The 19,728-nt window shown below is 44.0% G+C and carries 20 protein-coding genes; 13 read left to right on the top strand and 7 right to left on the bottom strand.

Annotated features, from left to right (window positions below; all coding sequences use genetic code 11):
* Positions 1 to 24: 24 nt before the first annotated feature.
* The 5 genes from radA to K0O23_RS08710 all read left to right on the top strand — a co-directional run bounded on the left by radA (position 25) and on the right by K0O23_RS08710 (position 6,533).
* Positions 25 to 1,404 carry a DNA repair protein RadA gene (gene radA / locus K0O23_RS08730; RefSeq protein WP_219877031.1) on the top strand — a complete coding sequence of 460 codons (1,380 nt, stop codon included), beginning with the start codon at positions 25 to 27 and terminating at the stop codon, positions 1,402 to 1,404.
* A gap of 205 nt (positions 1,405 to 1,609) precedes the next feature.
* The gene (locus K0O23_RS08725; RefSeq protein ID WP_219877030.1) at positions 1,610 to 3,031 is read left to right on the top strand and encodes a TlpA disulfide reductase family protein; all 1,422 of its coding nucleotides are present in this window, start codon (positions 1,610 to 1,612) and stop codon (positions 3,029 to 3,031) included.
* Between the two features lie 204 nt (positions 3,032 to 3,235).
* Entirely contained in the window at positions 3,236 to 4,417 is a 1,182-nt protein-coding gene (locus tag K0O23_RS08720) for a baeRF7 domain-containing protein (RefSeq protein WP_219877029.1), read from the top strand.
* Between the two features lie 127 nt (positions 4,418 to 4,544).
* A complete protein-coding gene (locus K0O23_RS08715; protein WP_219877028.1) occupies positions 4,545 to 5,567 on the top strand; it encodes an SPASM domain-containing protein in 1,023 nt (340 codons plus the stop codon).
* A 42-nt stretch (positions 5,568 to 5,609) separates the two neighbouring features.
* On the top strand, positions 5,610 to 6,533 hold the full coding sequence (locus tag K0O23_RS08710) for a mechanosensitive ion channel family protein (RefSeq protein ID WP_219877027.1): 924 nt from the start codon (positions 5,610 to 5,612) through the stop codon (positions 6,531 to 6,533).
* A 53-nt stretch (positions 6,534 to 6,586) separates the two neighbouring features.
* Here K0O23_RS08710 and K0O23_RS08705 read toward each other — a convergent pair whose 3' ends face one another.
* From K0O23_RS08705 to K0O23_RS08680, 6 genes are all read right to left on the bottom strand, one after another.
* Positions 6,587 to 6,925, bottom strand: coding sequence for a hypothetical protein (locus K0O23_RS08705; RefSeq protein WP_219877026.1), 339 nt, complete (start codon positions 6,923 to 6,925; stop codon positions 6,587 to 6,589).
* 148 nt (positions 6,926 to 7,073) lie between these two features.
* The gene (locus tag K0O23_RS08700; protein WP_219877025.1) at positions 7,074 to 7,250 is read right to left on the bottom strand and encodes a FeoB-associated Cys-rich membrane protein; all 177 of its coding nucleotides are present in this window, start codon (positions 7,248 to 7,250) and stop codon (positions 7,074 to 7,076) included.
* Between the two features lie 33 nt (positions 7,251 to 7,283).
* Positions 7,284 to 8,087, bottom strand: coding sequence for an inositol monophosphatase family protein (locus K0O23_RS08695; RefSeq protein WP_219877024.1), 804 nt, complete (start codon positions 8,085 to 8,087; stop codon positions 7,284 to 7,286).
* Positions 8,088 to 8,090: 3 nt separating this feature from the next.
* The gene (locus tag K0O23_RS08690; protein WP_219877023.1) at positions 8,091 to 9,308 is read right to left on the bottom strand and encodes an Lnb N-terminal periplasmic domain-containing protein; all 1,218 of its coding nucleotides are present in this window, start codon (positions 9,306 to 9,308) and stop codon (positions 8,091 to 8,093) included.
* A gap of 3 nt (positions 9,309 to 9,311) precedes the next feature.
* Complete coding sequence (rsmI, locus tag K0O23_RS08685) at positions 9,312 to 10,022, bottom strand: 16S rRNA (cytidine(1402)-2'-O)-methyltransferase (RefSeq protein WP_219877022.1); 711 nt, start codon at positions 10,020 to 10,022, stop codon at positions 9,312 to 9,314.
* 116 nt (positions 10,023 to 10,138) lie between these two features.
* Complete coding sequence (locus K0O23_RS08680) at positions 10,139 to 10,387, bottom strand: 4a-hydroxytetrahydrobiopterin dehydratase (RefSeq protein WP_219877021.1); 249 nt, start codon at positions 10,385 to 10,387, stop codon at positions 10,139 to 10,141.
* 152 nt (positions 10,388 to 10,539) lie between these two features.
* On the opposite strand from K0O23_RS08680, the gene K0O23_RS08675 reads away from it, so the two are divergent.
* From K0O23_RS08675 to rpiB, 8 genes are all read left to right on the top strand, one after another.
* Positions 10,540 to 11,409: an SDR family oxidoreductase gene (locus K0O23_RS08675; protein WP_219877020.1), complete on the top strand. Its 870-nt coding sequence runs from the start codon at positions 10,540 to 10,542 to the stop codon at positions 11,407 to 11,409.
* Between the two features lie 86 nt (positions 11,410 to 11,495).
* Entirely contained in the window at positions 11,496 to 11,798 is a 303-nt protein-coding gene (locus K0O23_RS08670; RefSeq protein ID WP_219877019.1) for a hypothetical protein, read from the top strand.
* A 34-nt stretch (positions 11,799 to 11,832) separates the two neighbouring features.
* Positions 11,833 to 12,072 carry a hypothetical protein gene (locus K0O23_RS08665; protein WP_219877018.1) on the top strand — a complete coding sequence of 80 codons (240 nt, stop codon included), beginning with the start codon at positions 11,833 to 11,835 and terminating at the stop codon, positions 12,070 to 12,072.
* Positions 12,073 to 12,160: 88 nt separating this feature from the next.
* Positions 12,161 to 12,856, top strand: a complete 696-nt coding sequence (locus K0O23_RS08660) for a metallophosphoesterase family protein (protein WP_219877017.1) — start codon at positions 12,161 to 12,163, stop codon at positions 12,854 to 12,856.
* 368 nt (positions 12,857 to 13,224) lie between these two features.
* Positions 13,225 to 15,474: an IPT/TIG domain-containing protein gene (locus K0O23_RS08655; protein WP_219877016.1), complete on the top strand. Its 2,250-nt coding sequence runs from the start codon at positions 13,225 to 13,227 to the stop codon at positions 15,472 to 15,474.
* 180 nt (positions 15,475 to 15,654) lie between these two features.
* Positions 15,655 to 16,929 carry a serine hydroxymethyltransferase gene (gene glyA, locus K0O23_RS08650; RefSeq protein WP_219877015.1) on the top strand — a complete coding sequence of 425 codons (1,275 nt, stop codon included), beginning with the start codon at positions 15,655 to 15,657 and terminating at the stop codon, positions 16,927 to 16,929.
* Positions 16,930 to 16,950: 21 nt separating this feature from the next.
* Entirely contained in the window at positions 16,951 to 17,793 is an 843-nt protein-coding gene (tatC, locus tag K0O23_RS08645) for a twin-arginine translocase subunit TatC (RefSeq protein WP_246596997.1), read from the top strand.
* Positions 17,793 to 18,230, top strand: coding sequence for a ribose 5-phosphate isomerase B (rpiB, locus tag K0O23_RS08640; protein ID WP_219877014.1), 438 nt, complete (start codon positions 17,793 to 17,795; stop codon positions 18,228 to 18,230). The genes tatC and rpiB overlap by 1 nt, the downstream gene beginning before the upstream one ends.
* Before the next feature lie 11 nt (positions 18,231 to 18,241).
* On the opposite strand, the gene K0O23_RS08635 is transcribed toward rpiB, so the two are convergent.
* Entirely contained in the window at positions 18,242 to 19,645 is a 1,404-nt protein-coding gene (locus K0O23_RS08635) for a hypothetical protein (protein WP_219877013.1), read from the bottom strand.
* Positions 19,646 to 19,728 lie beyond the last annotated feature (83 nt).

Below are 19,728 nucleotides of genomic sequence, written 5' to 3'. Positions count from 1 at the left end.
CAAAATAACGATCTAAGACTTTAAATGGCTAAAATAAAAACATCATACTTCTGCCAGAACTGTGGCGCGCAATCAGCTAAATGGATAGGCAAATGCCCGGCCTGCGGTGAATGGAACACTTATGTGGAAGAGGTAGTGCAGCGTGAGGAAATTACTCCGACCAGTGTCTGGAAAGTAGGAAGCAGCTCAGCTCAGGTTTCTAACAAGCCTAAGCCAATTGCCGACATAAGCTACCAGGAGCAGAACCGCATTATGGCTCAGGACCAGGAGCTAAACCGTGTGTTGGGCGGAGGCATTGTGCCGGGCTCTATGGTGCTGATAGGTGGTGAGCCAGGCATAGGAAAATCTACGCTAATGTTACAGATTGCCCTTAGCCTGACAGGGCTTCGTGTGCTCTATGTAAGCGGTGAAGAAAGCGAGCAGCAGATTAAAATGCGTGCAGAACGCCTTCTGGCCCAGACATCAGACTGTTTTATACTTACCGAAACTGGCACACAGAATATTTTTAAACAAATAGAGCAACTGCGGCCGCAAGTGCTGGTGATAGATTCTATCCAAACGCTTCACTCCTCTTTTATAGAGGCTGGTGCCGGCAGTGTGAGTCAGGTGCGTGAGTGTACGGCAGAGCTGCTGAAGTTTGCCAAAGAAAGTGGCACACCTGTTTTCCTGATCGGCCACATTACCAAAGAAGGCAACCTGGCAGGCCCAAAGATTCTGGAGCACATGGTAGATACGGTTTTAACTTTTGAAGGCGACCGCCACATGACCTACCGTATACTTCGCACCACTAAGAACCGTTTTGGCTCTACGTCTGAGCTGGGCATTTACGAGATGTTGGGCTCCGGCCTGCGCGAAGTAAGCAACCCATCCGAGATCCTGATATCGCAGCGCGAAGATGCTTTTAGCGGCATAAGTATAGGAGCAACCTTGGAAGGTAACAGGCCACTTTTGATCGAAGTGCAGAGCCTTGTAAGTCCGGCTACTTATGGTACACCGCAACGTGCCAGCACCGGTTTCGATGCCAAGCGTCTGAACATGCTGCTGGCTGTACTGGAGAAGCGCGGAGGCTACAAACTAGGCGCCCAGGACGTATTTTTAAATATTGCCGGCGGCTTAAAAGTAGAAGACCCTGCCCTCGACCTGGCCGTATGTGCGTCTATACTTTCGTCTTTTGAGGATATAGCCATCCCGAGCACGTCGTGTTTTGCAGCAGAAGTAGGTTTGGGAGGTGAAATACGTGCTGTAAACCGTGTAGAGAACCGTATAAGCGAGGCTGAGAAACTGGGCTTTAAAGACATCTACATTTCAAAGTATAACAAGAAAGGCGTAGACTTCAGCAAATTCTCCATCAACATACATGCGTTCGGCAGGCTGGAGAATGTGTTCAGCAGTTTATTCGGATAAGTTGCCTTGTGTTAATCTAAGGTATAGTTTGTAGATTCTGGTATTTTACAGAAATTCGCTGCTGACTGGAATTTTATACTTCGGCACTTCTGTTGAGGGTGATGTTTGTGTAGAAGCAGCCAAAGTATAACTGACTAACAAGTAGTTAGTGGTTTTTATATTCTGGCAGGTACTGCATTCAACGTTATACTTTTCTATACTTTTTATGAAACACAAATCTTTACTCGTGTTGCTGACGCTGCTGGTGCAGGTTCAGGCTGTTTTTGCGCAAGGAAAAGCTATTATTACAGGCAAGGTAATAAACCCGCTTTCCAACGAAATAATAGTTGCAACTACTCCAAACCCGCTGATACCTGAAGAGGTGCAAAACACGGTGCAACTGAAAGGCGGCAGTTTTAAGATGGAGGTGCCTGTAAATAGCGCCATTGTGGCAGAACTGCTGCACGGCGACGAAGTGGTGCCGGTTTACCTGGAACCCGGTTACGAACTAAACCTTGTTTTTAACGGCGATAAATTCCTCAAGACCATCAAGTTTGAAGGCAAAGGCGCTAACGAAAACAATTATCTTGCAATGTACACCCGCCGCTTTGACGAGGTAGAGGAATACCAGGTAATGCCTGACAATATTAAGCTGTCCGAAAAGGAATTCACCGCATTTCTGGAGCACCGCAAAAAAGACCAGCTTAAAAATCTGGACAAGTATACCGCTAAAAACCCTGTGTCTGACAAGTTCAGGAAGTTTGCGTTGGCTGAGATAAACTTTGGATACGCCAACGATAAAATAACTTACCAGAGCCTGCGCGAAAGTGTGCTGATGACGCAGCGTTTACAGAAGCCATCTGAAGAGTTTTATACTTTCCTTGGCCACCTGGACTTGAACAGCCCAGATAACCTGCTCAGCTATACTTTTATCATATTTCTGCGAAACTACGCCAAATACTATACTACCGAGGCTGGCATAAAAGAGAGCGATAAATCATACTTTAAAACAGCCTACACCATTGCCGGGCAAAAACTACAGGGCCAGGCAAAAGCAGTAGCACAGGCGCATATCCTGAAGCAGTCAATACAACTGGGCCACCTGAAGTATACCGGGGAGATGCTGCAGGATTTCAGGGCAAATAACAAAGCTCCTGAACTTGATGCCTATTTTACAAAGCTTTATAACCAGAACAAGGAGTTTGCCATTGGCAGCCCTGCCCCCGACTTCCAGTTAAAAGATACTAATGGTGCATCCGTTTCGCTAAGCGACTTTAAAGGCAAAATAGTATACCTTAGCTTCTGGAGTACTACCTGCGGCCTTTGCATGGTAGAGATGCCAAACCTGCAGCAGCTTACCAGCCAGCTTAAAGATAAAGAGGTGGTGTTTGTAAACGTTGGCTTGGATGAGGACGAGGAAAAATGGAAAAAGACCGTAACCGGCAGAAAGCTGCAGGGCGTACAGGCATACTTAAAAGGAATGGATGCCGATTTGGTAAAACGCTATAACCTGAAAGACATTCCGGCTTATTTCCTGATAGATGAAGAAGGCGGCTTTATAAGTATAAAACCACGCAGGCCAACAGACAGAGAAGCCGCAAACGATATTTTAAAGTATATAAATGAAGCGCAGGCATCGGTAAAATAGTCTGTGTTACCTGTTTAAAGCAACCGCCTGGCATTTGTAAAGTGTCAGGCGGTTTTTTTGTGCCTTTAATTAAAAGTATAAACTTCATCTTTTGCCGCTCAATAACCGTTCTTAGTATAGATGCGTACTAAACTTCTACCCCCTTATTGCTCTAAAATGAGTAAATAACATTGTTTCAGATCTAATACTTAACCAAAATAAACTATGGCATTGATCAATAAAAATGACATTGAGAAACTGCTTAATTCGCAGAACAACACGAAGAATGCACTTTGCATTTCGATCTTTATACCTACTCACCGTGGAGGCAAAGAAGCCTTGAACGGCCAGGACCACATACTATTCAAAAATAAAATAAGGGAGGCACGAGCATTACTGGCAAGGCATGACGTACCGGAATCCGAGATAGAAGAATACATGAAGCCCGCAGAGGCGCTTTTAAACGACGGTAACTTCTGGCGCCACCAGGCAGAGGGACTTGCCGTTTTTATTACCAAGGGCTTCTCCAGCCACTATACCTTGCCTATTACCATGCCTGATGTAGTGTATGTGCTGGACCATTTTTATTTTACGCCTATACTTCCTATCCTGAGCCAGAATGGCCGTTTCTTTATACTTTCGTTGTATCGTGAAAAAGTAGCTTTCTATGAGGCAACCGTCGAGAAGATCAGGCCTATAGATATCAGTTCTTTTGTTCCGGAAACGATGAATAAAGCACTGAAATTTGACGTGAAAGGAAACGACCAAGATTTTACTAACTCCACTACCACTGTAAATGGCTCTAACATTGTGCATGGACCAGGGGCTACAAAAGGCGATGAGGAGCATGAGCGTGTGCGTGAGTTTGTGTTAGAGATAGACAACAGCATGCAAAAAATATTGCACGATTCACATGAGCCGCTGGTGCTTGCCGGCGTAGACCATTACTGCAGCCTTTATAGAAGCCACAGCAAGTATAAAAACATTGTGCCGGACAACATTAACATTAACGAGGGAATCGACAATGCAAACGACCTGCATGCCAAAGCGCTGAAATTAATTAAGCCAATTATGCAGCAAAGCCACACTGATTCACTAACACGTTATCAAAACGTGGCAGGCACCGGTTCTACCTCTGAAGATATTGCTACTGTGGCCGCAGAGGCAGTTCATGGCCGTGTAGACACGCTATTTATCTCGCCAAGCGAGCCTGTTTGGGGCAGCTACGATGCAGCAAAAGCAACAGCAGAGGTGCACAAAGAGTATCAGCGCGGCGACCACGACCTGATAAACCTGGCAGCTATCAAAACCATTGCCCAGGGCGGCAAAGTATTTGTAAGCAGCTACAACGGTTTAAACGAGTTAAGCGAAGCACAAGGCAACGTAAAGGCCTTGTTCAGGTATTAAGAAAACCTGTTTTTGGTCTTTAAAACCAGAAAGTATAACTTAGAGGGGCAGCCAGAACGGCTGCCCTTTATTTTATACAGAATTACCAACTACAAAGCCTTTAGCTATACTTTAGCCACATAACCACATGAAGCTGCACCTGACCGATGGGTTTAATTTTTTGTCGAAACTGACGCCGCAGCGTGCCTTTAATGCAGCACAGGTTGTAAGCAGCTACCTGGTTTCTAAAGTTACTGGCAAAGCCGTACATTGGGGGCTACCCTTAAGTATATCGCTGGAGCCGACTACCTCCTGTAACCTGCGCTGCCCTGAGTGCCCCAGCGGCCTGCGCTCTTTTACCAGGCCAACCGGTATGCTGCCCGACGAGCTTTTTAAAAGCACCATAGACCAGCTTCACAAGCGGCTGCTGTACCTCATCTTCTACTTTCAGGGGGAGCCATACCTGCACAAAAATTTTTTGGAACTGGTAAAGTACGCGTCCGGCAAAGGCATTTACACTGCTACCTCTACCAATGCGCATTATTTAGACGATAAAACAGCACGTAAAACCGTAGAATCCGGACTGGACCGCCTGATAGTATCTATTGACGGTACTACCCAGGAAACTTATGCCGCTTACAGGGTTGGCGGCAAACTGGATAAGGTGCTGGAGGGTACACGCAACATAATAAACTGGAAAAAAAAGCTGAAGTCCAAAACACCGCACGTCATGTTTCAGTTTCTGGTGGTGAGGCCCAACGAGCACCAATTGCAGGACGTACAGCAACTGGCGCAGGAGCTGGGTGTAGATGAGGTGGTGTTTAAAACAGCCCAGATCTATGATTATGAGCAAGGCTCTCCGCTTATACCCACTATAGATTATTACTCGAGGTATAAAAATAATGGCGATGGCAGCTATACGATCAAAAACAAACTGTTAAACCACTGCTGGAAAATGTGGCACTCCTGTGTAATAACCTGGGATGGCCTGGTAGTGCCCTGTTGCTTTGATAAAGACGCCGAATACAGGCAGGGAGACTTAAAAGAGCATAGCTTTAAAGATGTATGGCGCGGGCCAAAGTATAACAAATTCCGGCAAACACTGCTGGGCTCCCGTGCCAATATAGAGATGTGCCGCAACTGCACGGAAGGTACCAAAGTATGGGCTTGAAAAAGACAGATCTGAAGTAGAAGTATAACATTACTGTAAAATATGAAAGACATCAACAATGCCCTGGAGCTGCTAATTAACAAGCTGGAGGTTTGGGGAAACCAGATAATATTGCTGTTGCCAAACCTTTTTGTGGCACTTATCCTGCTAATATTAACCTTTTACATAGCCAGGGTAATTCGCAGAGGGTTAGATAATGTAATAAGCCGTTTCTCTCATAGTACTGCACTTAACAACCTGATCTCCACATTACTATACTTAACGCTAATACTTATTGGCTTTTTCTTTGTACTAAGTGTTTTAAAGCTCGATAAGGTAGTTGTTTCGCTGCTGGCTGGTGTTGGTATTATTGGTTTGGCCCTGGGTTTTGCCTTTCAGGATATTGCGGCCAACTTTATTTCGGGGGTGATTATTGCTGTGCAGAAACCATTTGGTGTAGGCGATATGATAGAGACTAATGACTACTTTGGTGTGATTGAACGCATAACTCTACGCACCATAGATATACGTAAGCCAACGGGTGAGTTGGTAAAGCTGCCCAACAAGATGGTATTTGAAAATCCCGTCACAAACTTGTCTTTTCATGGGACCAGGCGCGTAGACCTGGAGGTGGGTATTTCATATGCCGAAGACCTGGAGCGGGTACAGAAAATTGTGATAGAGGCGCTGGAAGATGTGAAGAACCGGGTTAAAACCCGTGACGTAGAGGTGATGTATGATGCTTTTGGAGACAGCTCCATCAACTTTAAGGCCAGGTTCTGGGTAAGCTACAGCCGGCAGGTAGATTATGTTGGAGCCAAAAGCGATGCGATAATCCGCATTAAAAAGGCTTTTGATGCGAATAACATTGTCATTCCATTCCCTATCCGTACGCTAGACTTTGCAATTAAGGGCGGCGACAGGCTAAGCGATGAGCTGCAAAGTATAAATGCTTCTTTAAAAGAAGGCCGAACTAACGAAAATTAGCAATAAATTGATTTAAAACAGAAAGGGCCGATTTTGCATCGGCCCTTTCTGTTTTACTTGTCTTTTTTATCCAGGTTCTTGCCTAGGTCTTCTACCTGCTTCAGAAAATTATCTACACTTTCATCAGCATAAGGGCCATAAGAGTTAGAGATGGTTCCTTTTAAGCCACTGCTTGTTTCAAGAGCGTAAAGTATAGACATGTCGTCCGGGTCGCTTTCGCCCTCAAATCTATAGAAGTCAACAATGCGAACCTGCTCTGGCCCAAACATGTCTTTCTCTTCCATGGTGCAAAGTCTGCCGTCGCCGGAAACTTTAAAATCATACTTGTAGCCGTCTTTGCGCAGGCGGTTAAGTACGTTTACAAGGGATCTTTCTTCAACTTTATCTTGCATAACAGTTCGTATGTTTTGTGTTCTAATGGTAAGTATAGAACTATACGCAAAAACAAAGTTTGGATACAGAATTAATGACGAATCAATAATGAATTTAAGTGATTAAGTATTACTGATTACTTATTCGACATAACTCATTATTAATTACCTAATTATTCATTGATCTCTCCAGGTCTTGCTGAATTTTTTTGAAGTCGATGGTGGAGCATGCAGTGCCACAGCCTTTTACGCAGCCGCTTTTAGCTGCAAAACTGCGGTAAATTAAACGGCCCATGTAAAAAGCAGCTGCCAGAAAAACCAGAAGTATGATGAGCTCTTGTACCATATGTTAACGTAACTCTGCAAAAGTATAAAAAGTTTATTTGCCGGCGCTTTTCCAGTGTTCGGCAATTGTATCGAGCATCTCCTGGTGAACATGCCCGTTACTGGCCACAATCTCACGGCCAAAAATGTAGTCTCCGCCTGCTGTAAATTTAGATAGTTTGCCGCCTGCTTCCTGCACAATAATAGCACCTCCGGCCACATCCCAGGCATTCAGGTTATATTCAAAAAAGCCTTCGAACCGGCCAATGGCCACATACGCCAAGTCTAAAGCGGCAGAGCCCAGTCGGCGCACGCCATGCGACTTGCCCATAAAGCTGCCCAGCACCTTTAAGTATTGTTGGGTTAGGCCAAATTCGTAGTACGGGAAGCCGGTTGCTATAAGGGAGTCTCCGATCGTTTTAGCCTCCGACACATTAATTTGTTTGTCGTTGCAAAAAGCGCCGCCGCCTTTGTAAGCCCAGAAGCATTCGTCGCGGTTTGGTTCGTATACTACACCAAGCACTACCTCTTTGCCATCCATCAAGGCCACACTTACAGAATAGGCCGGTAAGCTGTGCGTAAAGTTGGTGGTGCCATCTAGCGGGTCTATTATCCAGTTAAAGCGTTCACCTTTGGTATTGTCCGTCTCCTCTTCGGTAATAAAGCCGGCCTCGGGCAATAATTCACGCAAGCCTTCTACCAGCTGCTCCTCAGCCTGCTTATCTACATAAGACACCAGGTTGTTAAAGCCTTTCATCTCTACCTTAGAGCGATCAAAGTTTTCGCCCTCTGCCTTGATAAAAGCGCCTACTCTTCGGGCGAGTATGTTTAGGTTTTGGCTAAGCTGGTGTAAGTTCATAGTTTATGCTTTGGCGGTTACTAATTCTTTCTTCTTCTCAAACCAGGCAATATACTCGGCTCTCAGGAACAAGGTTAAACCCAATGGTATAAAAGCGGCGTGAGGCTCCTGAGGTATCAGCCACCACGAAATAGTAAGTATACCGGTTACTAATCCTGTTATGGCCATATATTTTCTCACCCAGGTAGGTAATACTTTCTTGCCTAGTAAAAACGCTACTACAACATGTGTAGGTATGGCCCACAAAAGGTTAAAGTTATAGGCTGTTGCCTGGTGGTCGGTGGCAAACCAAAGCAGCAGCATAACAATGCCCAGCAAACCGGCGGCAAAGAAAAGTATAAAGTCAAATGTTCGGGAGCGGCTGCCCTTCTTAAAATTAAGGAAAGTAACAACTGCGGCAACTATAAAAAGTATCCAGCAAAGTATAGTTGGAGTAAACAGCGAAAAGGGCTGCTCTGTTGGTGGCTCCTGCACAAAAACCGGCACCTGTTTTCCTGTAAGCTGTACTGCCTGCCCGTTCTGCGTGATGGTGGCATTTTCAAAACCCTCTGACAGGTAGTCCGGCAGGAACATGTATTCGTAAGGAGTTGCTTCACGGTCAATTCTTGCTCCTAAGGCCAGGTCGATACCAAAATCTCCCCAAGGCTGCGGCGGCAAGTATAGATCGATCAGGTTCCGGAAACTGTAGTTTTTATCCAGGTAATCGAGGTTATACTTTATTTGGTCCGGGAAAGTAGCTTCCAGGCCATCGCGTATGCGGGTAGCACAGTTGTCAAAAAAGAAGTCGTAGAGATAAAAGCGATTTGCTGGCAGGTAATTGTTCGTTAAAAACAGCCAGTATTTCTGCTTCTGCTCAGGTGTAAGGTTTAATTCCTGCTCGAACACTGAGCGGTTGTCCTGGGCGTAGCTGTACACAAAATCCTGGAAGTGCGCTGCTGATAATTTATAGTTAAGCTTACCACGTGCAAACTTCAGATAAAAATTAGGCTCATTAAAATCGAAGGTGCCGTAATTAAAGATCACATCCATACCCAGAGACGGATCTTGAACCCGAACAGCACTATGGCCGAATACAGCATACAGATCATCGCCGCTGGAGCAGGTGATCAAACTGATTTTAGCCTCTGGTGAAATGCTTAACCCTTCGAACTGTGCCTTTGCCTGCACTGCGAAAAATAACAACAGTAAAAACAGGCTAATCTTTTTAAAGAATCCTTTCATACTTTATTCGGCGCTTGATGCTTTGCCAGCCTTCTCTCCTGACAGTACAATTACAAACTCGCCTTTAATCGCTTTGGTGGTAAAAATATGGATAAGTTCGTCTAAAGTCCCGTTAATGGTTTCTTCAAACATCTTGGATATTTCACGTGAAACAGAGACCATGCGCTCTCCGCCAAAATATTCTTTAAACTGCGTAAGTGTTTTTAGCAGGCGGTGAGGAGATTCATAAAAGATCATGGTGCGTTCTTCGTTTGCTAAACTCTGCAGGCGTGTCTGGCGTCCCTTTTTTATAGGCAGAAAACCCTCAAATGTAAATCTGTCGGTAGTAAACCCGGATTTTACCAGTGCAGGAACAAAGGCTGTGGCACCAGGTAAACATTCTACTTTCAAATCATTTTTAAGACACTCACGCACCAAGTAAAAACCAGGGTCAGATATGCCCGGTGTGCCGGCATCAGAGATCAAAGCCATCACCTCCCCTGTTTTCATACGGTCTACTAAGTGCGTAGTGGCTTTGTGTTCGTTATGCAGATGGTGGCTATGCATGCGCTTTTCAATGCCCAGGTGCTGCAGCAGTTTGCCGCTGGTGCGGGTATCTTCGGCAAGTATAACATCCACTTCTTTCAGCACACGTATTGCCCGCAAGGTTATATCTTCCAGGTTGCCAATAGGTGTTGGCACTAAGTATAAATTGGTTTTCTCAGGTTCCTGCATAGCCCAAAGATACTACTTAATTGTTGATTGATAATTGCTGATTGTTTGTTGGCTAAAGTATAAAACCCTAACGCAGTAGTCTAAAAAGAGATCAACATTTATACTTTGTAAAAGTATCAGTCAACAATTAAACTGTCGTAAATCTGGTCGATTTTCTGAGCCAGCTCAAAGTCCTTTTCGGTAACAGTGTTACCGGCATCGTGTGTAGTAAGCTCAATCTCTATTTTATTGTATACATTGCTCCACCATGGGTGGTGGTTTAATTCTTCGGCCACCTCGGCCACCTGGTTCATAAATGTCATAGCTTGTTTAAAATCCTTAAACTTAAGCGATCGCTTTAGCATGTTATCTTCTTCTCTCCACATAGTTTTTTAATAAATTTATACTTAAAGATAGACTGGTTTACTGTCTATTCTGCTGCTGCTTTTGTTTGACTTTGTAGCTCTGAAAGAACACAGCCTGAAAAACAGGCGTATAGGCTAGAGCAATACAAAATGCATATTTATACTATAAAGCTATGAAAACTATGGATAAGAAACCTAAGTCTATGCCGCCCCAAACACAGAAAGACCAGCCAGGAAACGAGTATAAAATGAATCCTGAGCCAGAGGTAATACGTGATAACTATAAAGGCAGCGACAAATTAAAAGGAAAAGTAGCCCTGATAACAGGCGGAGACAGTGGTATTGGCCGTGCCGTGGCTGTGCATTTTGCCCGCGAAGGGGCGGATGTTGCCATCGTATACCTGGATGAGGACAAAGATGCAGACGCTACAAAGCAAATGATCGAAGCAGAAGGTCGTAAATGTGTGGTGATAGCCGGAGATGTTGGCGATGAGGCCTTTTGTAAAAAAGCCGTGAAGCAAACTGTGAAAGAACTGGGCCAACTGGATATACTCGTAAATAATGCGGCAGAGCAACACGAACAACAGGACCTGAAGGACATTTCAAAAGATCAACTTCAGAAAACATTTGAAACAAACATCTTTAGCATGTTTTACATAACAAAGGCAGCTTTGGAGCACATGAAAGAGGGCAGCAGTATTATCAACTCCACCTCTGTTACCTCCTATCGCGGCAGCCATCACCTCATGGATTACGCCTCTACTAAGGGGGCCATCACTGCTTTTACCAGATCGTTGTCGGCTAATCTGGCCGAAAAAAACATACGAGTAAATGGTGTAGCCCCCGGCCCTATCTGGACTCCCCTTATTCCGGCTTCATTCGACGCTAAAAAAGTAAAAGAGTTTGGCAGCAACGTTCCCCTCAAGCGTCCTGGGCAACCCTCCGAGGTAGCTCCGGCCTATGTGTTGCTGGCTTCTGAGGATGGGTCGTATATAACCGGGCAAATTATACATGTGAATGGCGGTGAACAGGTTGGTTCTTAAAAAAGAGTTAAACCATAGCCCATAAAATAGAGTAAAACAATAAAAATTGAAGCATTTAAAGGGCATGATTTAAAACAAGAAGCACTATGGCTGAAAATAAAGATAACGAGACGAGGTTGCAAGGCCAGGGACCTAATAAGCGGCCCATACGAGTAATAGAAGACGACACCAGCGAAGAGGAAATGAGGGCCGGGCATATCATACCCGGGGCAGATCCGCCAAAAAACGAACACCAGCGAGGTGGCTTCGGTAACCGCGACGGTAAAGAAGGCTTTGGTAGCGACACTGCTTCTGAAGGACCATCCGCAACTGGCGTAAACGATTATGCCGATGACGGTACGCCGCCGCCAGACAATATGCGAACCGAAGATGAAGGTCGCGGTACGTAAATTTAATTAAGTAACTAATACAAAGGAGGACATTATGCCATCATATAAGCACACACAACCAAGCTCTGAAAATAAAGGAAAACCTACAGGCAGAGGCCAGGACAAAAATGCAGGCGCCAAGCCAGTTGACCCAAATCAGACAAGGGCACAGCATGAAGAGCTAAAGAAGAAGCATACTGAGGGGCCGGACAAGGCTGCAGGGGAAAATCTTAAAACTAACAACCCTAACCGGAACACTAACAAGCCGGAAATAGATAACAATAAATATAATTAAGCGTTACCTAACGCTCACTACAGAGATAGCACCTGCATAAACGGGTGCTATTTTCTTTTATATTTGCTTACACCTAGCCTGTACCGCAATGGCCCGATACGCCCTGACTGATATACACGGTTGTGCCCATACCTTTAAAACTATGGCATTGGAACAGCTAAAGCTCAAAAAAACAGATGAGTTATATATTTTAGGAGATCTGGTTAATAAAGGGCCGGACAGCAAAGGCGTCATTGATTTTATACTTCACCTCCAGAAACAGCATTATCAGGTTTTCTGCCTGCGCGGTAACCATGATCAGATGCTGCTACAGGCCTCAAAAAAAGGAGAAAAGGCATTGAGCCTTACCGCTCCAGAAAAAAAGCTGACTCTAAAGAGCTTTAATATAAGTCACTTTGAGCAATTGCCTGAAAAATATGTGCAGTTTATCAAATCCCTGCCCTATTATTTAGAGCTGCCAGATTACTTTTTAGTGCATGCAGGCTTCGATTTTAATCAGAAAGATATCTTTAAGGATACTGATGCAATGTTGAACATTCGCAATTATAAAATTGACTGGGCCAAGATTAATAACAAGCGTTTATTGCATGGGCATACTCCTACTCCTTTGCATAGTATAAAAAAAGCAGCTTACCACCAAGACTCCAGAATTAATCTCGATGCAGGATGCGTGTACTTTAGAAATGCCGCATTTGGTAACCTTGTTGCACTAGACCTGGATTCGCAGGAATTGTTTATACTTCCAAACGTTGACAGGCCTTATGCAGTAGCACGCAAAAGCTAGTAACCTATGGCTAATACTTCTAAAAACTAAAAATTAACTGTTTGATTATTAGAGAGTCTGTGTCAATAGATAGCCAAGTGTGAAGTCAAGGTATACGCTTTCGGAAAGAAAGCGATATCTTCTATCGTTTGACGCTAAAAGTGTAATCAGATAGATACAAACCTATGTTCTGTTAGCTTTAAGAAAGATTTAAACATAAAAAATCATATACATTTTTATATATATGATTTACACATTTTTATATTTAGTAGAAGCCGTTTACGAAATTTTTAATATAAAGTTGCTGATTTCACATAATAATTATCTTATTTTGTGAACATTATTAAACCTTGCAGTTAAGAAAGAACTTTTACACTATAAAAACGGCTATGGCACAACTTTACGCTCACCTTCGTAAAAGCAAGCTGCTTGCAATACTACTGTTAAAATGCATGCTCATCTTATGTGCTGTAGTTGATAGCCAAGCACAAAGCTCTGCTCCTACTATTACCTCTTTTTCACCTTCTGAAGGCCGAGTTGGAGATGAGTTAATAATTAAGGGAACTAATTTTAACAATGCTTCTTCTGTATTTATAGGAAGTTTAATGGGAGCCAGTTTTACAATTGTTAGTAATACAGAAATAAGGCTAAGGGTACATGAGTATGCTGCCACAGGCAAGTTGCAAGTATGGTCTAGCAGTGGTAAAGGGTCCAGTTCTACAGACTTCACAGTCACAGGTGCACCAACAATCAGCGGTTTTACTCCATCTTCGGGTCCCGTGGGTGCTGAAATAACAGTTAATGGGCAGAACCTTAAGGACGTAACTAGGGTGTATATAGGGAATGGATGGACCACTGACTTTACAATGGTAAGTGATACGGAGCTGCGGGTGAGAGTTCCAGCGCTAGCCTCTACAGGTAGAGTGGTCGTGAGAACTCTTAATGGGCAAGTGACAAGTTCTACAAATTTCACAGTCACAGGTGCACCAACAATCAGCGGTTTTACTCCATCTTCGGGTCCCGTGGGTGCTGAAATAACAGTTAATGGGCAGAATCTTAAGGATGTAACTAAAGTAAGTATAGGGATTGGTTCGACCACTGACTTTAAAATGGTAAGTGATACGGAGCTGCGGGTGAGAGTTCCAGCGCTAGCCTCTACAGGTAGGGTGGTTGTGACAACTCTTAACGGGCAAGTGACTGCCTCAGGTATATTTACTGTTGAAGGTGCTCCTGTTGTAAATTCTTTTGATCCTAGCTCTGCACGTGTGGGCGATGTAATAACTATAACAGGTCAAAATTTTGCTGGAGCTACTCATGTATATATAGGAAGTGGCACTGTAGAGTCGAATGCTTTCTTATCTGTGACGGAAAATGAAATTAAAGTCAAAGTTCCTTATATGGCCTCCTCTGCATCAATTGTAGTTCGTTCTATTAATGGGCAAGGATATTCCTCAGGTACATTTACTGTTGAAGGTTCCCCTATAATCAATTCTTTCTCTCCATCTTCAGGTCCTATAGGCACTACTATAAAAATTTATGGGCAGAATTTTACTGGGACAACAGATATATATATAAATCAAGCTCGTACGACTAACTTCTCAGTCATAAGCGATACAGAACTGTGGGTAACAGTCCCTGCTACTGCAACTACCGGCAGAATAAGAGTAATAGCATCAGGAGGATCTGATTACAGTTCTGCAACATATACCATTACTAACGCATATATTACTATTACCCCCAACACAATCAGCTTTACCGATGTGCCTGCTAACAGCACTGAAGTTCAACAATATCAGGTAAGTGGACAAGGCTTAACAAATGGAGTTGCAGTATCACTTAATATTAGTGATGCGACGAGTCCCTTTACAATCTCAACTGCTTTGGATGGTGTCTATAGCCGATCTTTAGACTTGACTGGTGTATCAAACAACAGGCTTAATGCTACCACAATTTACGTAAGGTATGCTCCACTGGCAGAAACCGCGGCGGGAAGTCCTCATACTGGGTCTGTTATACATACACAGGGATCAACAAGCAATACCTTGGCTATTAATGCTACAGCTGTTGGGCCAATGCCTGTAGAGTTAGTTTTCTTTACAGCCAAGCCTAAAGACAGGAATGTAGTATTTGAGTGGAGAACAGCAGCTGAAAAGGATAACTCTCACTTTGAGATAGAAATGGCTGTTGGGTCATTGAATAACTTTACAAAAGTAGCCACAGTTGCAAGTAAAGTAGGAAACAGCTCTACAGCTACAAGTTACAAACACCAGCAGCTTCTGCTTAACTACGGGAATACGCTATACTTCCGCCTTAAGCAGGTAGACTTTGACGGTACTTCCAGTTATAGCAATATAGTGGCAATTGAAACCTCAGCTTATAAGGAACAAACACAGCCTAAAGTGGTGCCAAATCCGGTTAACAGCAGATCAAAGCTAGTGCTTAACTCAAATGAAAGTGTAAAAGCAAGCATGCACCTGAGCTCGTTAGCAGGCAAGCGCATTTATAGTAGAGATGTTATCGTGCTAAAAGGGCCAAATGAGTTAGACTTACCTATGGTTGATACATTAGAAAAGGGAATGTACATACTAACCATTGAGCTTGGCGGAAAGGTGTACCAGGTAAAGTTCATAAAGCAGTAATTATACTTTTATAGTTTTTCAAAGAGCCGCCTCTACTAAGCAGGAGCGGCTTTTTGTTTTCTTAAATTACCTGCAAAGCCCTAAATCTGCCTGAGAGCATCCATCGTAGATAAACACCTGAAACATTGGTTTATTGCGGGGCATACTTTAATTTTGAACGCATAAAACCTAACATAAGCAATGCAAAGAGATACAGCGATATTTGACCTGATAGAAAAGGAAAGAGCCAGACAGACACATGGTATAGAATTAATTGCCTCTGAAAACTTTGTTTCGGATCAGGTAATGCAGGCCATGGGTAGCGTAATGACCAATAAGTATGCCGAGGGGTTGCCTGGCAAACGTTATTACGGTGGTTGCGAAATTGTCGACTTGTCGGAGCAGTTGGCTATTGACCGGGCCAAAGAACTGTTTGGCGTAGAGTGGGTAAACGTACAGCCGCACTCAGGTGCACAGGCAAACGCTGCTGTTATGCTAGCAGTGTTGCAGCCAGGTGATAAGATACTAGGGTTTGACCTTTCGCATGGAGGTCATTTAACGCATGGTTCACCTGTAAACTTTTCTGGTAAACTGTACAAGCCATCTTTTTATGGCGTTGAGCAGGAAACTGGTCTCATTGATTTTGATAAAGTAGTAGAAACAGCCCGCCGTGAGCAGCCAAAACTTATCATTTGCGGAGCTTCGGCATATAGCCGTGACTGGGATTATAAAAAACTGCGCGCGGCTGCCGATGAAGTAGGTGCTTTATTATTGGCTGATATCTCTCACCCATCTGGGTTGATTGCAAGAGGCTTATTGAATAACCCGTTTGAGCACTGCCATATCGTTACCACTACCACACATAAAACACTGCGTGGCCCACGTGGTGGTATGATTATGATGGGTAAAGACTTTGAAAACCCATTTGGCCTGAAAACTCCAAAAGGAGAAACGCGCATGATGTCGTCTGTACTGGATGGTGCGGTTTTCCCGGGAACGCAGGGCGGCCCTTTGGAGCATGTAATAGCTTCTAAAGCTGTGGCATACTTCGAGGCTCTGTCTGATGATTACCTGGCGTATGTAAAACAGGTGCAGCAAAATGCACAGGCAATGGCAAAGGCCTTTGTTGAGCGTGGTTATAACATTATCTCTGGCGGCACAGACAACCACATGATGCTGATCGACCTGCGTTCGAAAGGCTTAACAGGAAAACTGGCAGAGAACACGCTGGTGAAAGCTGATATCACCATCAATAAGAACATGGTGCCGTTTGATGACAAATCACCGTTTGTAACGTCTGGTATGCGTGTGGGAACAGCAGCCATCACTACCCGTGGCTTAAAAGAAAACGACATGAGCCGCATAGTGGAATTAATAGATGCTACCCTGACAAACCACGATGACGATAGCAGAATCAGCGAAGTGCGCAAGGAAATAAACAAGTGGATGCAGGATTATCCGCTTTTCGCTTACTAGTTAAGAATAGGACCCATTTTGATGGACCAACCATACATGGATGAAGAGCAACCGCAGGAAATGTCCTTTGTGGATCATTTGGAAGAACTGCGGTGGCACATCATCAGGGCGCTAGCCTCTATTTTCGTTTTTGGGATTATTGCTTTTCTCGCGAAAGGCTTCGTGTTTCATGACATTATACTTGCCCCATCGAGGCCTGACTTTTTAAGTTATAGGGTTATGTGCCAGATAGGAGAAAGTATAGGCTCAGATGTGCTGTGTATAAAAGAAATGGGATTCACCATACAAAGCAGGCAAATGAGTGGACAGTTTACAATGCACTTGCTCGTATCTGCTATACTTGGTCTGGCATGTGCTTTCCCGTATGCATTTTGGGAGATATGGCGATTTATAAAGCCAGGGCTATACCAGCAGGAGCGTAAAAACTCACAAGGGGCTGTATTCTTTGTGTCTATACTTTTTGCAATGGGCCTACTGTTTGGCTACTATGTAGTCTCTCCTATCTCTATCAATTTCCTGGCAGGTTATCAGGTAGACCCTACTATTGTTAATGAATTTGATCTTTCTTCGTATATATCAACGTTAACAACGCTTTGCCTGGCATGTGCCTTTATGTTTGAGATGCCCGTGATTGTATACTTCCTGACAAAGGCTGGCCTGGTCACGGCTGAAACAATGAAGTTGTACCGCAGGCATGCGTTTATTGTGATACTTATTATTGGGGCAATTATTACGCCTCCGGATGTGATTAGCCAATTATTGATCTCGATGCCGTTGATGCTGCTGTACGAGGCAAGTATTAGCATATCAAGATCGATCAGGGCAAAAGATTTGAAGCGACTTAACGAAAATAACACCTTATAATGGCAAACAAGATTGCAATAGGCGGAGACCATGCAGGTTATACTTATAAAAGTATGCTTAAAAAGGAACTGGCTGAACTGGGCTATGAGAGCGTTGATTTCGGACCTGATTCAGAAGCATCAGTAGACTATCCGGACCATGTGCACCCATTGGCAAAGGCAGTAATAGCCGGCGACGCAGACCTTGGAATACTCATCTGCGGTAGCGGAAACGGAGTAGCCATGACGGCGAATAAATACCAGGAAGTTCGGGCAGCTCTTTGCTGGACACCTGAGTTGGCTAAACTAGCCCGCGAGCACAACAATGCCAATATACTCTGTATACCAGCCCGCTTTGTAACAGAAGAAACAGCCAGAGAAATGGTGAAAGCTTTTCTGGAAACAAAATTTGAAGGTGGCCGCCACCAGAATAGAGTTGATAAAATAGCTGCCTGTTAAGGCAGCTATTTTTATTTTAGCCTGTATATATCGGTATCTCTCTCAACCTGCTCGTAATTTCCAAAAACGGCTGGCAATTTATACTTTAACTCAGGCATCAATCCCATCTTGTCTATCAGGTAGGCTGGCTTTTCGCGTTTAAAATTTTCATGTATCTCAAACACAGCCAGATACTCATCTAAGTTTCCGAAATGTCGCTGAGCAAGTTCCCAGTTAAGATAAGGGGTAACAGGTTTATTGTGAATATAATAATTCAGGTCTTTACCCAGCACCAGTACCGTGCTATTGCTAACAATTGGGTTGGGACTACCTGTAAGTAGTAATGGAGACTCATCTAAAGCCAGGTACTGGTTTATACTTAAAACAGAACGGTACCGAAGTATGATCACACCGGCTAATGCAATCAGGAATATCGAATTGAGCACCCATTTCTTTTGCCCTGAAGTAAACAGAAACTCGCTGAAGTAGGCAACAGGCGGAAGAGCAAGTATAAAAGTAGCTACTGTAATCTCGTCGCGGGTAAAAATAACCAGTAAGCTAACCACCATCCAAACGGCCATTACCTGCTGAAACTTAACCTGAAACACAAGGCGCTGTGGCAGCGATGAAGCACTCATGAAAGAAAGTATGGCTATAACGGCAGGTATGGCCATCAGTTTAGCTACATCAGCCGGGGGCCTCAGGAAGGCAACCTCCAGTTGCCATGGCCGGAACAAGTGCATCTCCAGAAACTCAGATAAGGCTCCGTTGTAAAAGTAATAGGTCATCAGCACTACATACGGGAAGGCAAAACCACACAGCATCAGCAGAAAGCTACGGAAGGTATTGGATGCAAAAAAGATTACAGCAAAAGCCCCCACTATAAGAAACATAGCCAGCGGCAAATAACACAGCGCAGCCATACCAAGCATAAACCCGCCCACAAAAAGCCTGTTGTTATCAAAACCCTCTTTAGATAGTGTAATAATATAAGGCAACGAAAGTATAATAAAGGTGTTACCTATAAGAAGTGGCGTAAGCATGTTAAACTCAAAGGACAAACTGCCAAGCACCAGGTATAAAAGCGCTGGCAGGTAGTTTTTGCTGGCGTAAACGTTGTGCCGGTTGAGGGTGCCGTTTAAAAGTATGGCCTGCAATAGCAAAAGTATAACAGCTGTAAGCCTGTAGGCCAAAAAAGACCGCCCGGATAAAAGATCAAGTAGCCAGAAAACCATGGCAGACAGGGGAGCCGTGTTATCGAACACATCGCGGTACATGCTAAAGCCATCGGCCAGGCGTTCGCCCACCAGCATGTGCAGCAACTCTGGCGATGTAGCCGTAGGGCGCAATAAAATTAAAGGCAGCTGAATAGCAAGGTAAATTATAACCAGCAGGATCAGTCGGGAAGGCAGTATGCTTCGGAAGTAACTAATCAAGGAAAGACAGAGTTAGAAGAAACTATAAACTGGCCCAACTCGAAATGAGTAAGGCGCTTTTGGGGTAAAAATGCGAAATTAAT

Origin of the sequence: Pontibacter aydingkolensis (genome assembly GCF_019443125.1) — a bacterium.
GTDB classification, from domain to species: domain Bacteria; phylum Bacteroidota; class Bacteroidia; order Cytophagales; family Hymenobacteraceae; genus Pontibacter; species Pontibacter aydingkolensis.
This window is presented reverse-complemented; position numbering and strand designations above follow the sequence as displayed.

Bases quoted from the DNA above. Each gene is read 5' to 3' on its own strand.
- radA (WP_219877031.1), top strand. From the start codon at position 25: ATGGCTAAAATAAAAACATCATACTTCTGCCAGAACTGTGGCGCGCAA.
- K0O23_RS08725 (WP_219877030.1), top strand. From the start codon at position 1,610: ATGAAACACAAATCTTTACTCGTGTTGCTGACGCTGCTGGTGCAGGTT.
- K0O23_RS08720 (WP_219877029.1), top strand. From the start codon at position 3,236: ATGGCATTGATCAATAAAAATGACATTGAGAAACTGCTTAATTCGCAG.
- K0O23_RS08715 (WP_219877028.1), top strand. From the start codon at position 4,545: ATGAAGCTGCACCTGACCGATGGGTTTAATTTTTTGTCGAAACTGACG.
- K0O23_RS08710 (WP_219877027.1), top strand. From the start codon at position 5,610: ATGAAAGACATCAACAATGCCCTGGAGCTGCTAATTAACAAGCTGGAG.
- K0O23_RS08705 (WP_219877026.1), bottom strand. From the start codon at position 6,925: ATGCAAGATAAAGTTGAAGAAAGATCCCTTGTAAACGTACTTAACCGC.
- K0O23_RS08700 (WP_219877025.1), bottom strand. From the start codon at position 7,250: ATGGTACAAGAGCTCATCATACTTCTGGTTTTTCTGGCAGCTGCTTTT.
- K0O23_RS08695 (WP_219877024.1), bottom strand. From the start codon at position 8,087: ATGAACTTACACCAGCTTAGCCAAAACCTAAACATACTCGCCCGAAGA.
- K0O23_RS08690 (WP_219877023.1), bottom strand. From the start codon at position 9,308: ATGAAAGGATTCTTTAAAAAGATTAGCCTGTTTTTACTGTTGTTATTT.
- rsmI (WP_219877022.1), bottom strand. From the start codon at position 10,022: ATGCAGGAACCTGAGAAAACCAATTTATACTTAGTGCCAACACCTATT.
- K0O23_RS08680 (WP_219877021.1), bottom strand. From the start codon at position 10,387: ATGTGGAGAGAAGAAGATAACATGCTAAAGCGATCGCTTAAGTTTAAG.
- K0O23_RS08675 (WP_219877020.1), top strand. From the start codon at position 10,540: ATGAAAACTATGGATAAGAAACCTAAGTCTATGCCGCCCCAAACACAG.
- K0O23_RS08670 (WP_219877019.1), top strand. From the start codon at position 11,496: ATGGCTGAAAATAAAGATAACGAGACGAGGTTGCAAGGCCAGGGACCT.
- K0O23_RS08665 (WP_219877018.1), top strand. From the start codon at position 11,833: ATGCCATCATATAAGCACACACAACCAAGCTCTGAAAATAAAGGAAAA.
- K0O23_RS08660 (WP_219877017.1), top strand. From the start codon at position 12,161: ATGGCCCGATACGCCCTGACTGATATACACGGTTGTGCCCATACCTTT.
- K0O23_RS08655 (WP_219877016.1), top strand. From the start codon at position 13,225: ATGGCACAACTTTACGCTCACCTTCGTAAAAGCAAGCTGCTTGCAATA.
- glyA (WP_219877015.1), top strand. From the start codon at position 15,655: ATGCAAAGAGATACAGCGATATTTGACCTGATAGAAAAGGAAAGAGCC.
- tatC (WP_246596997.1), top strand. From the start codon at position 16,951: ATGGACCAACCATACATGGATGAAGAGCAACCGCAGGAAATGTCCTTT.
- rpiB (WP_219877014.1), top strand. From the start codon at position 17,793: ATGGCAAACAAGATTGCAATAGGCGGAGACCATGCAGGTTATACTTAT.